The sequence below is a fragment of the Bacteroides sp. genome, from assembly GCF_052357945.1.
Taxonomy (GTDB): Bacteria; Bacteroidota; Bacteroidia; order Bacteroidales; family Bacteroidaceae; genus Bacteroides.
In genome coordinates this window covers 33,112-47,778 of record NZ_DAWCXD010000023.1, presented here as the reverse complement: position 1 = coordinate 47,778, position 14,667 = coordinate 33,112, and the positions used below count along the sequence as shown (strand labels likewise).

The 14,667-nt window shown below is 42.1% G+C and carries 11 protein-coding genes; 5 read left to right on the top strand and 6 right to left on the bottom strand.

The window, feature by feature from the left end; translation table 11 throughout:
* Window positions 1-205: 205 nt before the first annotated feature.
* Window positions 206-1,714: a DUF3078 domain-containing protein gene (locus ACT8YW_RS07155; RefSeq protein WP_004299972.1), complete on the bottom strand. Its 1,509-nt coding sequence runs from the start codon at window positions 1,712-1,714 to the stop codon at window positions 206-208.
* A gap of 189 nt (window positions 1,715-1,903) precedes the next feature.
* Between ACT8YW_RS07155 and ACT8YW_RS07150 the strand changes: the two genes are divergently transcribed.
* The 4 genes from ACT8YW_RS07150 (at window position 1,904) to ACT8YW_RS07135 (ending at window position 9,007) form a co-directional block, all read left to right on the top strand.
* The gene (locus ACT8YW_RS07150) at window positions 1,904-3,529 is read left to right on the top strand and encodes a CTP synthase (RefSeq protein ID WP_117610616.1); all 1,626 of its coding nucleotides are present in this window, start codon (window positions 1,904-1,906) and stop codon (window positions 3,527-3,529) included.
* Window positions 3,530-3,587: 58 nt separating this feature from the next.
* Complete coding sequence (gene yidC / locus ACT8YW_RS07145; protein WP_444104484.1) at window positions 3,588-5,441, top strand: membrane protein insertase YidC; 1,854 nt, start codon at window positions 3,588-3,590, stop codon at window positions 5,439-5,441.
* 83 nt (window positions 5,442-5,524) lie between these two features.
* Window positions 5,525-6,856: a multidrug efflux MATE transporter BexA gene (gene bexA, locus ACT8YW_RS07140; RefSeq protein WP_118029784.1), complete on the top strand. Its 1,332-nt coding sequence runs from the start codon at window positions 5,525-5,527 to the stop codon at window positions 6,854-6,856.
* 48 nt (window positions 6,857-6,904) lie between these two features.
* Window positions 6,905-9,007, top strand: a complete 2,103-nt coding sequence (locus tag ACT8YW_RS07135) for a prolyl oligopeptidase family serine peptidase (RefSeq protein WP_444104483.1) — start codon at window positions 6,905-6,907, stop codon at window positions 9,005-9,007.
* A gap of 133 nt (window positions 9,008-9,140) precedes the next feature.
* Here the strand turns inward: ACT8YW_RS07135 and ACT8YW_RS07130 are convergent, their stop codons facing one another.
* The 4 genes from ACT8YW_RS07130 to ACT8YW_RS07115 form a co-directional block, all read right to left on the bottom strand.
* Window positions 9,141-9,647 carry a flavin reductase family protein gene (locus ACT8YW_RS07130; RefSeq protein WP_444104482.1) on the bottom strand — a complete coding sequence of 169 codons (507 nt, stop codon included), beginning with the start codon at window positions 9,645-9,647 and terminating at the stop codon, window positions 9,141-9,143.
* Between the two features lie 160 nt (window positions 9,648-9,807).
* Window positions 9,808-10,806 (bottom strand): MBL fold metallo-hydrolase, encoded by a 999-nt coding sequence (locus ACT8YW_RS07125; protein WP_444104481.1) that lies wholly within the window; start codon window positions 10,804-10,806, stop codon window positions 9,808-9,810.
* A gap of 154 nt (window positions 10,807-10,960) precedes the next feature.
* A complete protein-coding gene (locus ACT8YW_RS07120; protein ID WP_444104480.1) occupies window positions 10,961-12,058 on the bottom strand; it encodes a PspC domain-containing protein in 1,098 nt (365 codons plus the stop codon).
* Between the two features lie 21 nt (window positions 12,059-12,079).
* On the bottom strand, window positions 12,080-12,406 hold the full coding sequence (locus ACT8YW_RS07115) for a PadR family transcriptional regulator (RefSeq protein ID WP_120490036.1): 327 nt from the start codon (window positions 12,404-12,406) through the stop codon (window positions 12,080-12,082).
* Window positions 12,407-12,569: 163 nt separating this feature from the next.
* Between ACT8YW_RS07115 and ACT8YW_RS07110 the strand changes: the two genes are divergently transcribed.
* A complete protein-coding gene (locus ACT8YW_RS07110) occupies window positions 12,570-13,067 on the top strand; it encodes a GNAT family N-acetyltransferase (protein WP_444104479.1) in 498 nt (165 codons plus the stop codon).
* 76 nt (window positions 13,068-13,143) lie between these two features.
* On the opposite strand, the gene ACT8YW_RS07105 is transcribed toward ACT8YW_RS07110, so the two are convergent.
* Complete coding sequence (locus tag ACT8YW_RS07105) at window positions 13,144-14,658, bottom strand: peptide MFS transporter (RefSeq protein ID WP_004299982.1); 1,515 nt, start codon at window positions 14,656-14,658, stop codon at window positions 13,144-13,146.
* Window positions 14,659-14,667: the final 9 nt, after the last annotated feature.

The following is a 14,667-nucleotide window of genomic DNA, read 5'->3' as shown; positions in this document are numbered from 1 at the left end:
TCCGCGACACAGATACATAAACTTATAACAAGACAACAACAAAAAACGCTTTCTTTTTTTACACACAAATAGAAATATACAGTTAAGACTATCTTGGACGTGAAAAATCCGCTATCACATTGGTTCTATTTTACCACCCATATTTTATACAACATCCCTAAACAAATCAGGCGCAGAATTTCCGCGCCTGATCTCTATTTCTTACTTACCACTTATAATTGATACCGAAGCTAAGCAATTCTTTCAACTGGAAAAAGCTATCTCCTTCAGTCGGTTTCGAGCTATCGTCAAAACGGGTATGTATATAGAGCTTGGTAGAAAGATAACGGTTCAAAACGAAGTTGAATGTATTTTCCCATTCTACACGTGCCCAATGATAGTTGGTCAGATAATTGAGACGAGACTCTAAAGTTACTGCAGAGATGATGGTCCAGTTCAATGTGGATTGCAACTGGGAGCCAAAGTCGTTTTTAGAGCATTTTCCTTTGTCTAAGCCAAACTTTGTTTCGTCTACTTCAGAATTACCGATATAACGCAAGTTATAAGTCAACGGCGCCATAAACACAGAAAGATTAAATTTCTTCTTACTCAATTTATAATCCATACCGACACTGACCGCCAAATCTGCCGGAGACATGAAAGATGAAACCAATTCTTCGCTGTTAGCTTTATATCCATTGAAAAACTGTGTCTTAAACTCGGACGAAATGGTATAATACCAATTCTTGAAAGCTCTCAAACCTAATTTATTATACAAACGAAATTGGTCTGTATTGAACAGATATTTATGGTATTCATCTGACGGAGTGGAAGTCATACCTACTTTAGCTTCCAGCTGGTTCTCAAACAGCACCTTTTCATTGTCATTATAGTTGGCAAAAATCTGAAAAGTGGCTAATCCGGAGAAGTTACTTTCACCTCCCTTATACCAGTTATCCGAAAGGTGGTTCTGGCTAATCTGCAACGATCCGTTACCTCCGGTCACCCACCAGTTCGGCCGACTAATCTTCATATTGGCTTTCCCTACATTATCATCCATATTTTCCGGTTGAAACAGATGAATAACGTTTGCTTTGGGAGATATTTTCGGCTTCACATCGTGACGGAATACATCACGACTCATGATGCGGTCTTCTGTAGTGACAACCAAGTTCGGACGTTCCAAATAAAGATCCATCAATGCACTGTTCACTATTTTCTCGGCACGCTGGGTTTTGGTAAATGCCAGAGTATCATAAGGCAGAAGTTCCGCTGTCAGTTGAGGAGTGGTGTCCCATTGCATAGGCTTCCATTCCAATTTCGAATATTGTGCCATCGGAGCATAATAATATGCCAATGGTGTGAACAGACGAAAATAATCGGGATCAGACGGAATATAACGTGGCGGCACAGACAGGTCGTTCAAATAATCTAATTGCGCGACATACTTATTATATAAATAAGAAACGGTATCCAGTTTCGGAGTCGGCCCCGACATATTCAGTTTGAGCATCAAATATTTCTGAAGCTCCGCCGAAAGCGTATCTGCTTTCACAACTCTGGCTTTTGCCACAACTGTTGAAGATTTAACCGTTTTGGCTGGTTTAATCGCTTCAGGAGCAGGCTGCAGAGAGTCAGTCGGAAGTGGAGAGGGATCGACAGATTCCTGTGCAAAAAGCGATAACGATAAGATTGACAGAATAAACGCTGAACATAAAGTAGTAATTCTCATCATATTTGTCTATGGTTTAGGGTGCAAAGCTACATTATTTTGTTCAGAAATCATAGGATTCTTTTAAAATTGCATTTTTTAATAAAATTGTGGAGACGAAAGACTGTAATCTTCCTCTTTTTTTTATAATTTTGCGGTTTTTAAGTTCGTAAGAATACTACTAAGTAAACAATTATTAAAACAGTTATAGCTGTGGGAGAAACAAAGTATATTTTCGTCACCGGTGGTGTTGCCTCTTCTTTAGGAAAAGGGATCATCTCATCATCCATCGGTAAGTTGCTGCAAGCAAGAGGTTATAATGTAACCATCCAGAAGTTTGACCCGTATATCAACATCGACCCGGGAACATTGAATCCTTATGAGCACGGAGAGTGCTATGTAACCGTAGACGGACACGAAGCCGACCTCGACTTGGGACACTATGAGCGATTCCTGGGTATACAAACGACAAAGGCGAACAACATTACTACGGGACGTATCTACAAGAGCGTCATTGACAAGGAACGTCGTGGAGACTATCTGGGTAAAACGATCCAGGTGATTCCTCACATCACAGACGAGATCAAACGGAATGTAAAACTGCTTGGTAATAAATACAAGTTTGATTTTGTGATTACTGAAATCGGTGGTACGGTAGGTGACATCGAATCACTCCCCTACCTCGAAAGTATCCGTCAGTTGAAATGGGAACTCGGTAAGAACGCTCTTTGCGTACACTTGACCTATGTTCCTTATCTTGCTGCTGCCGGAGAATTGAAAACAAAACCGACGCAACATTCTGTAAAGGAACTCCAAAGTGTGGGTATTCAGCCGGATGTACTGGTACTGCGTGCCGAGCATCCGCTAAGTGACGGACTACGTAAGAAAGTGGCACAATTCTGTAATGTAGACGATAAAGCCGTTGTGCAATCTATTGATGCGGAAACAATTTACGAAGTACCTATCCTGATGCAAGCGCAAGGGCTGGACAGCACTATCCTCGAAAAGATGGGACTGCCGGTAGGAGAAACTCCGGGACTCGGTCCATGGCGTAAATTCCTGGAACGTCGTCACGCTGCAGAGACAAAAGAACCGATCAATATTGCACTGGTTGGAAAATACGATTTGCAGGACGCTTACAAATCTATCCGTGAAGCTTTATCGCAAGCGGGTACTTACAATGACCGCAAAGTGGAAGTTCATTTCGTAAACAGCGAGAAGCTGACAGACGAAAATGTATGTGAAGCTCTGAAAGGTATGGCGGGCGTAATGATTGGTCCGGGATTCGGCCAACGGGGTATCGACGGCAAGTTTGTCGCTATCAAATATACACGTACACATGACATCCCGACTTTCGGTATTTGTCTGGGTATGCAATGTATTGCTATTGAGTTTGCACGCAACGTACTGGGATACGCAGATGCCAACTCACGTGAAATGGATGAAAAGACTCCGCACAACGTGATTGATATCATGGAAGAACAGAAAGCAATCACCAATATGGGTGGTACGATGCGTCTGGGCGCTTACGAATGTGTATTGCAGAAAGGTTCGAAAGCATATCAGGCTTACGGACAGGAACATATTCAGGAACGTCACCGCCATCGCTATGAGTTCAACAATGATTATAAAGACCGATATGAAGCTGCCGGCATGAAATGTGTAGGTATCAACCCGGAATCGGATCTGGTAGAAATCGTTGAAATCCCGACTTTGAAATGGTTTGTCGGCACACAGTTCCATCCGGAATATGGCAGTACGGTACTGAACCCTCATCCGTTGTTCGTTGCATTTGTGAAAGCTGCCATCGAAAACGAAAAAGCAACGGTGAACGGCTAACGATACGTGGTAAACAACCGGTAGTTTGTAATTTATATAATTTGTAATTAAAATAAGAATGGATAAAAACACCATCACAGGTCTCGTTCTGATAGGTATATTATTGGTAGGATTCAGTTTTTTGAGCCGTCCAAGCGAGGAACAGATAGCTGCGCAAAAGAAATACTACGATTCTATTGCCGTGGTACAGCAGCAGGAGGAAGCGTTGAAGGCTAAAACGGAAGCTGCACTGGCTAACAGCCAAAAAGAGGTGGCATCGGCTGCCGATTCTTCTGCTTTGTTTTTCAATGCCTTGCATGGAACCGACTCTAAAATCAGCATCCAGAATAATGTAGCGGAAATCACTTTCACAACCAAAGGCGGACGTGTCTATTCAGCCATGCTGAAAGATTATATGGCACAAGACAAAAAGACGCCGGTCATGTTGTTCGACGGTGACGATGCTTCGATGAACTTCAACTTTTACAACAAGGCAGGAGCCATCCAGACCAAAGATTATTTCTTTGAAGCTGTGAACAAGACGGACAGTAGTGTTACAATGCGTCTGGCTGCGGATAGCGCAAGCTATATCGATTTCATCTATACGCTGAAACCGGATAGCTACCTGATGAACTTTGAAATCAAAGCGACAGGCATGGAAGACAAGTTGGCTAGTACTAAGTATGTGGACATCGACTGGTCACAACGTGCCCGCCAACTGGAAAAAGGATTCACTTATGAGAATCGTCTGTCGGAACTGACTTATAAAGTAACAGGTGACAATGTAGACAACTTGTCTGCTGCCAAAGATGACAGTCAGAATTTGCCGGGACGCATTGATTGGGTAGCTTTCAAGAATCAGTTCTTCTCTTCTGTATTTATTGCTGAACAGGATTTTGACAAGGTTTCCGTAAAGTCAAAAATGGAGCAGCAAGGAAGCGGATATATCAAAGATTATTCTGCTGAAATGAATACTTTCTTTGATCCGACTGGCAAAGAACCGACAGAGATGTATTTCTATTTCGGCCCGAACCACTTTAAGACGCTGAAAGCATTGGATAAAGGCCGCGACGAGAAATGGGAACTTCACAGACTGGTTTATCTGGGCTGGCCGTTGATTCGCTGGATTAACCAGTTTATCACAATCAACGTATTCGACTGGTTATCCGGTTGGGGATTGAGCATGGGTATCGTACTGTTGATTCTAACCATCATGGTGAAAGTTGTGGTTTATCCGGCTACCTGGAAAACGTACATGTCTTCTGCCAAGATGCGTGTATTGAAACCGAAAATTGACGAAATCAGCAAGAAATATCCGAAGCAGGAAGATGCAATGAAGAAACAGCAGGAGGTGATGAGCCTTTACAGCCAGTACGGGGTAAGCCCGATGGGCGGCTGTCTGCCGATGTTATTGCAGTTCCCTATCCTGATGGCTTTGTTTATGTTCGTGCCGAGTGCTATCGAGCTGCGTCAACAGAGTTTCTTGTGGGCGGACGACCTTTCTACTTATGACGCTATCATCACATTCCCGTTCCATATCCCGTTCCTAGGTAACCACCTTAGCTTGTTCTGCTTGCTGATGACGTTGACAAACATCTTGAACACGAAGTACACGATGTCTATGCAGGATACCGGAGCGCAGCCACAAATGGCAGCAATGAAATGGATGATGTATCTGATGCCGATTATGTTCTTGTTCGTCTTGAACGATTATCCGTCAGGTTTGAACTATTACTACTTCGTGTCAACGCTGATTAGTGTGGGTACTATGATTCTGCTTCGTAGAACGACTGACGAAACCAAATTGCTGGCTATTCTTGAAGCGAAAAAGAAAGACCCGAAACAAATGAAAAAGACCGGATTTGCTGCTCGCCTGGAGGCGATGCAAAAGCAACAAGAGCAATTGCAGCAGCAAAGACAGAATAAAAAATAAGGAGTAATTCCCGAAATCTATTCTAAGAAAGCCGGACACCTATTTTGGTCGCCCGGCTTTCTTTCTCTAAAAAATAAAATAGGATGAAAACTAAATATTCTTATAAACAAATCTGGACAATCTCCTACCCTATCCTAATCAGTCTGATTATGGAACAGATGATTGGTATGACGGACACTGCTTTTCTGGGACGTGTCGGAGAAATCGAATTAGGTGCTTCCGCCATTGCAGGTGTATATTACCTTGCCATTTTCATGATGGCATTCGGTTTCAGCATCGGTGCCCAGATATTAATTGCGCGTCGCAATGGAGAAGGAAACTACAAGGAAATCGGACCCATTTTTTATCAGGGCATATATTTCCTGCTTGCCATGGCAGTGATTTTATTCACGTTCTCCATCGTATTCTCACCATATATCCTCAAGAATATCATTTCGTCTCCTCACATTTACGATGCAGCCGAGAGTTATATTCATTGGCGTGTGTACGGGTTCTTCTTCTCTTTTATCATGGTGATGTTCCGCGCCTTCTTTGTAGGTACGACGCAGACCAAGACGCTGACTTTGAACTCTATTGTGATGGTACTTTCGAATGTGGTATTCAATTATATCCTGATTTTCGGTAAATTCGGTCTCCCGCAATTGGGAATTGCCGGTGCTGCTATCGGCTCTTCGCTGGCTGAAATGGTATCGGTGATTTTCTTTATCATCTATACCTGGAAACGGATTGACTGCAGGAAGTATGCATTGAATATACTGCCTAAGTTCCAAGGGAAAACACTGAAACGAATACTGAATGTTTCTGTGTGGACAATGATTCAGAACTTCGTTTCTTTGTCTACCTGGTTTATGTTCTTTCTATTTGTGGAACATTTGGGAGAGCGCTCTTTGGCAATCGCGAACATTATCCGAAACGTGTCGGGAATCCCGTTTATGATTGCAATGGCATTTGCATCCACCTGTGGTTCATTGGTCAGCAATCTGATCGGTGCAGGTGAACAGGATTGTGTACGGGGTACTATCAGGCAGCACATTCGCATTGGATATATATTTGTATTGCCAATTCTGATATTCTTCTGTCTATTTCCGGATCTGATCCTACGTATTTATACAGATATGCCGGATTTGAGAGCAGCATCCGTGCCTTCACTGTGGGTATTGTGTTCTGCCTATCTGGTACTGGTGCCTGCCAATGTTTATTTCCAATCGGTATCAGGTACAGGGAATACGCGGACTGCACTGGCTATGGAACTTTGTGTATTGGCTATCTACGTCACATACTCTGCATATTTCATCATGTACCTGCGGATGGACGTCGCATTTGCCTGGACAACGGAATGCGTATATGGTATTTTCACGCTGATGTTCTGCTACTGGTATATGAAGAAAGGAAACTGGCAGAAAAAGAAGATTTAAATCCTTTTTTCACTATCTTCGCAAGAAAATAAACATTTTATAAAATATATGAGACAAGCTAATTTAATTATGATGTCGGCAGCAATGTTGTTAGCTGCCTGCGGAGGAACCAAAGACGCAGGCAAGACAGATCAGGTGCTTATCGAGAAATCGGATATTAAGATCGAAGGGAAGCGCATGACTCCCGAAGCACTTTGGGCTATGGGACGTATCGGCGGATTCGCCGTATCGCCCGACGGAAAGAAAATTGCGTATACGGTAGCGTATTACAGCGTACCGGAAAACAAAAGTAACCGCGAAGTTTTCGTAATGAACGCAGATGGAAGCGAAAATCAACAAATCACTCATACCCCGTATCAGGAAAATGAGGTGACTTGGATTAAGGGAGGCACCAAACTGGCATTCTTAAGTAATGACAACGGAAGCAGCCAGCTTTATGAAATGAATCCGGATGGTAGCGGGCGCAAGCAGCTGACCAACTACGACGGAGATATTGAAGGATATTCCATCTCACCGGATGGCAAAAAACTGCTGTTTATTTCACAAGTAAAGACGAAAGAAAGCACTGCTGATAAGTATCCGGACCTGCCGAAAGCTACCGGTATCATCGTTACCGACCTGATGTACAAACATTGGGATGAATGGGTGACGACCGCTCCGCATCCTTTTGTTGCCGACTTTGATGGTAACGGCATTTCCAATATCGTGGATATTCTGAACGACGAACCGTATGAAAGTCCGATGAAGCCTTGGGGTGGCATTGAGCAACTTGCCTGGAATACAACCTCGGACAAAGTGGCTTATACTTGCCGCAAAAAGACGGGACTGGAATATGCGATTTCTACCAACTCGGATATTTATGTATATGACCTGAACACCAAGAAAACGGAAAATATTACTGAAGAGAACAAAGGATATGATACCAATCCGCAATACTCACCGGACGGCAAGTATATTGCCTGGCAGAGCATGGAACGTGACGGATACGAAGCTGATCTGAACCGTTTGTTCATCATGAACCTGGAAACCGGCGAGAAGCGTTTTGTGAGCAAGGCATTCGAATCGAATGTAGATGCTTTTGTCTGGGGAGCAGATGCAAAAGTGATCTATTTCACAGGTGTATGGCATGGAGAGTCACAGATTTATGCGCTTGACCTGACAAATGATTCGGTAAAGGCTATTACTTCAGGAATGTACGATTACGAAGGGGTAGCTCTTTTCGGAGATAAGCTGATCGCGAAACGCCATTCAATGAGTATGGGTGATGAGATTTACACTGTGGCACTGGATGGTTCTACCACTCAACTGACACAGGAGAACAAACAAATCTATGACCAGCTGGAAATGGGTAAAGTGGAAGGTCGCTGGATGAAAACAACAGATGGCAAACAGATGTTGACATGGGTGATTTATCCTCCACAGTTTGATCCGAACAAGAAATATCCGACTTTGCTGTTCTGTGAAGGAGGTCCGCAGAGTCCGGTAAGCCAGTTCTGGTCTTATCGCTGGAACTTCCAGATTATGGCAGCTAATGATTATATCATCGTTGCTCCGAACCGTCGCGGTTTGCCGGGATTCGGTGTGGAATGGAACGAACAGATTAGCGGCGATTACGGTGGCCAGTGTATGAAGGATTACTTCACTGCTATCGATGAAATGGCAAAAGAGCCGTATGTGGACAAAGATCGTCTGGGATGCGTAGGTGCCAGCTTCGGAGGATTCTCCGTATATTGGTTGGCCGGACATCACGACAAACGGTTCAAAGCGTTCATTGCTCATGATGGTATCTTCAACATGGAAATGCAGTATCTGGAAACTGAAGAAAAATGGTTTGCCAACTGGGATATGGGAGGCGCATACTGGGAAAAACAGAATCCGGTGGCACAGCGTACGTTTGCCAACTCTCCTCACCTATTCGTAGAGAAATGGGATACTCCTATTCTCTGTATTCATGGAGAAAAAGACTACCGTATCCTGGCTAATCAGGCAATGGCTGCTTTTGATGCTGCCGTGATGCGTGGTGTTCCTGCAGAGTTGCTGATTTATCCGGATGAAAATCACTGGGTATTGAAGCCACAGAATGGGGTTCTATGGCAACGCACATTCTTTGAATGGTTGGACAAATGGGTGAAGAAAGCTCCGTCTAAATAAAATTTTACGTTAATTACATAGTAGAATAAACATAGTAAACTAAAAGAAGCCCCTGTTCTCAATCTTTTGAGTTCAGGAGCTTCTCCATTGCATTCATCAAAATCGGCTAAAATTATAAAAAAGTTCGCTAAATTTACTCCGAATAAATATTTTCAATTTCTACAATATACATCTTATGGAAACCTCCATGAGCACCACCGTACCACTTTTCTATTGATTCTTTATCCAGAAAACATTCCGGTTTGATAGTGTCAGCATAAAGTTTCTTACATTCCAGACTCAAACGTGCCTGCCCGAACAGGACATTTCCTTTTTCTGTAAATACAGGTTTCAATCCGGTTTCTTTTACTTTATCTATATTACGTCCCGACTTGGAACCACAAACAGCGTGAATTTTCTTATTTTCTTCTCCTAAGAAAGAAAGTGTCAGGTAATCGTTCTTCTCTACAAACTCGTATGTATACCGTTCGGGACGGATAAAAACGAAAGCAACCGGTTTATTCCACAACCAGCCGATGCCACCCCAACTTGCTGTCATCGTGTTAAACTTCTCTTTTGTTCCGGCTGTAACCAGCATCCACTCTTTTCCAATCGCTTCGAAAAAGTTTTCTTTCAAATCTTTTACTTCTAATTTCTTCATCTCTTTATTCGTAAATATGTATTCATAATTAGTTTATATAATAATTTAGGCACGGATTACACAGATTAACACGGTTACTTTGCAACAATAACAACACTAAAAACCGTGAAATTCCGTACCTAGAAAAATAACGATTAATTCATGGCAGGTACTTATCTAATTATTTCTGTTTATTCAATTTCACAATCTCTCCCAAATAGGGAATCTTCACCGGAATCTTCCGTTTCTTAGCCTCTGTTGCGAAGACTTTCGGGGGATCATGCAAAGGCTCGTCAGACAAATCGAATGTGCCATAATGCATGGGAATGGTAAGACCAGCATGCATTTCCTCGGTGGCAGTCAATGATTCGTAAGGCGATATATGATTGGGACGCATAAACCAGCGAGGTTTGTATGCCCCGATGCCTAACAAAGCATAATCCGGTGCTCCGAACAGATCGGGAATCTCACGGAAGTGACTGGAATAACCTGTATCACCGCTATAATAAAGAGAAATTCCATTTCCTTGCAGCATGAAAGCTCCCCACAGTCGCTGGCCACCATCACGTACGGAACGTTTGCTCCAGTGTTGTGCCGGTAGAAAAGTAATCTTCAATCCCTCATCTTCCATTTGTTGATACCATCCGGCTTCAATCACTTTCATTTCGGGAAACCATCCCTGAATCAGCCCACCGGTTCCCAAGCCGCAAAAGAGTTTCATTTGCGGGTTATTCTTCAGTAAACGGGCTATACTCTGTTTATCCAAATGATCGAAATGGTCATGGCTGACAAGTAGATAATCAATCCCTGTAAATATGTCAGGATTAGCGGGAAACTCGCTCTGTCTCTTCACAAAAGGAATACTGCCGAACACAGGATCGAACATGATTCGTTTACCTGCTAACTGGAGAAAGAAAGAATTATGTCCGAGCCATATCAGGGAATCTCCCACCACCGCATCCAATGAACGGAGATAACAAACTTTTGGATCCCATTTCACCGTTTTCTTCTCTTTGCGTTGGGGATTGGGCGAAAGACGCCATTTCAGTACACTCCCCATCCCCGGACGGAAGCGATGCTGCCGATTAAAAAAACGCCCACGCACCATCGGATTTCCTCTCCAATAAGGGTTGACTGTCGCTAAACGTTCGTTTCTCCTAAAACATATATGTTCACCCATTTTTATTTCCTGAATACGTATTTACAAACTTACTAAAAATTTCTCGATTTACGATGAATTAGAGTAAACAAAAAATGTACCCCGGACACACTATCGGGGTACATTTACTTATAAAGGAATAAATATTATCCTTTTTTAATAGAATGAGACTTCGTTAAGAGCAGTGCAAGCCATACAAAGGCAGTTGCCAACCAAGAGCTGAAAGATTAATAATCATTATAACTGCACCCAATATCCATAGAATCAATAGCGACCATTTCAAGCCTGTTCCCATCGGTGGCCAATGGAATAATTGCCGCAAGATAGTATACAAGAAAGCTCCTAATGGAATACCGATGAGGGCAACTCCGGCAATCGTACCTAGCAGTGTCATCATTGGAGATACGGAAGCAACCGGCATCCAGTCGATGGCAGGTAGCATCTCGTAAAGCAATGCTCCTCCGCTAACTGCCACGGCAATTGCTGCAAACACCAGTGCTACCAGTACAACGGCCAGTACGAACAAAACAGGGCAGCAGAGAATGACAAGAGCTACCAGAAATATTTTAAAGAGAACAGCAGCAATGGAAACAAATACATCGCCTATCTTTTGAAGAAAGGTACGAGGTTTGCCGGAGTTCATATAGTTGTTAACTCCGTCCGCTACACGTTCGAAACCGTCTGTCACTGTTTTGCCAATATTCTCAATGGTCACTGCTTCTCCACGCATACTCAATTTTTCCGCGGCAGTACGGGCTTCTGGAATAACGATCCATCCGATAATATAAAGTATAATCATCGGGCAATAAGGTACAAATACCAGGATAATCATCAATATACGCACTAATGTGATGTCCCAACCGAAGTAAGCTGCCAACCCTGCCGCTACGCCTCCCAACAATTTATTATCCGGATCACGGAACCAGCGGCGTTGAGCAGCGGTTTGCGTACTGCCTTGATTAGCGGACGATGTTTGTTCCGTTCTTTTCTGTGAGTCCATATCCTCATCAGCAATTCCAAAGTCTTCCGGTTTGCCGACGCGGGCGATGATTTCTTCTACATTCGAAACTGTGATGACCTGTTTCCCTTCATTTACTTTCTCGGCAAACAGTTCGGCAATACGCATTTCAATATCGTTTACGATCTCTTCCGCACCCTCCTGTTTACGAAAGTAATGTTTGAGGTTAGACAGATAATTGTCTAACAATCGGTAGGCATCATCATCTATATGATAGACAATTCCTCCTAAATTTATGGTCAATGTCTTTTTCATTTTTATTTCTTCTTTTTCGGATTATCTATTGGCTATATGATTCACTGTGTCATTAAGTTCTTTCCAGGAAATTTCCAGCTCTCCCAAAAAGACTTCTCCCTGTTCGGTCAATTTATAGTATTTGCGGGGAGGTCCTTGGGTAGATTCTACCCATTCATAACTTAGCAGGTCGTCATTTTTCAGACGGGTAAGCAATGGATACAAGGTGCCTTCCACTACGATCAGTTGGGCTTCTTTCAATTTTTGAATGATATCAGAAGCATAAGAGGGTTCCTTGTGTAGCAAAAGCATGATGCAATATTCAAGCATGCCTTTCCTCATCTGTGATTTTACATTGTCTACTTTCATTATTCACTTCTTTTAGATGCACAAATATATGCATTACTTTAGTACCTTGCATTACAAAGTACTATAAATTAATAATAATTAAAACATTAGAGACTCTCCACCTTATTATAAAAAGAAATAATGGCTATATTTGTGCCCATTAAACCAAGAATAGATAATAGATATGTTTACAATTCGAAAAGCAACAGTAGCCGATTGCGAGCTTATTCATAAGATGGCAAAGGAGGTATTCCCCGCCACCTACAAGGAAATTTTATCTCCCGAACAGCTGGATTATATGATGGACTGGATGTATGCTCCTTCCAATGTGCGCAAACAAATGGAGGAAGAAGGACATGTGTACTCCATTGCTTATAAGGAGAATGAACCATACGGATACGTTTCCATTCAACAACAGGAAAAGGATGTATTCCATCTTCAGAAGATATATGTCCTCCCACGTTTTCAGGGCACGCATTGCGGCAGTTTTTTATTCAAGGAAGCAATCAAGTGTATCAAAGAAATACACCCGGAACCTTGTTTGATGGAACTCAACGTAAATCGTAATAATAAGGCTTTGCAGTTTTACGAGCACATGGGAATGAGAAAGTTGCGGGAAGGTGATTTCCCGATTGGTAACGGGTATTATATGAATGATTATATTATGGGACTGGATATTTGATATACAAACAAAATGCCCCGGAACATTTATGATACTTGTTCCGGGGCATTTTGTTTATTTAGTTAATGGCAAGATTTTATTTCGCTACACGTTCCAACCATTTTAACATGAAAATCATTGTAAACATTGAAATCGTACAAGCTACAACAAACACAGTCCATGTCATCCAAATAGGAATTGATTCATACAGGATAGCACCAATCACTAGCAACTGATTACCCAGTGCTGTCGCTCCCAACCATCCTCCTTGCATAATACCTTGATATTTAGGAGGAGCAACCTTAGACACAAATGAAATTCCCAAAGGAGAGATATACAGTTCAGCTACTGTTAAGATCAGATAGGTCAGCATCAATAAAAATGGAGTAACTTTCACTGGTGAAGTTCCAACAGCTACAATATCCTCATGCAACGGCAAATTAGCAAAATAAGATCCAACTGCCATTACAATAAATGCCAATGCAGCAATTCCCATACCGATGGCAATCTTTTTAGGAGTCGAAGGCTCTTTACCACGTCTACGCTGACTTGCAAAAATAGCCATAATCACCGGAGTCAGGAACACTACAAAAAATGGATTTAACGATTGGAAGAGCTCTGCTGAAATAGGCATACCAAACAGATTCAAGTCAGTATATTCTTTCGCAAAATAAGTCAAAGTCAGACCATTTTGATGGAATGAAAACCAAAAGAAAATAACAACACCAAATACAGCAAACAGAGCATACATACGTTGTTTTACTTCCTGTGCACTCATTTCTACAACTGTAGAAGATGCTGAAGAAGCAACGGTCTTTTTGCTGGGATCTGGGAAGTTTTTCTTATTCAACCAATAAATGGTTAAAGAAATAGCCATAGCAATAATAGCTACCCCGAATGCGTAATGGAATCCAGTAGTAAAGACATTCAAATAATCTGAAGCGAAAGCCGTATAGTCTTGTACAGGAGCAGTAGAAGCTTTGGTAACTAAGGTATGATAAGTTTCAGTAGCTTCAGGCGACAAAGTACCTGCTAATTGACCATGACACAAAGCAGGAAGGTCAGCATCATAATTATAACCGAAAGTAGATAACCACCAATTACGCACGCCTACAGCTGCAAACGGAGCAAAAATAGCACCGATATTAATAAACATATAAAATAAAGAGAAACCGGAGTCACGCATGTTGGCATATTGAGGATTATCGTACATCTGTCCTACCAATGCCTGCAAATTTCCTTTAAATAATCCGTTTCCAAATGCAATAACAAACAAACTAGCACAAGTAATAACCAGATAGAGCATCTTGTTATCTACCGGAGTCTTAGATGGAATAGCCAATAATAAATAACCAACTGCCATTAACACAATTCCTGTGAAAATAGTTCCTTTGTAGTTCCTCGTTTTATCGGCAATAATACCTCCGACCAACGCCAAAATGTAAATAGAAAAATAAAAAGTTGAGTAAATAAATCCTGCTTCTTTTCCATTCATTCCAAACTTGGCTTGCAAGAAAAGCACAAGGATAGCCATCATAGTATAAAAGCCAAAACGCTCACCTAGATTGGCTAAAGCGGCTGCTATCAGTCCTTTAGGGTGTTTGTTAAACATAGAATATAA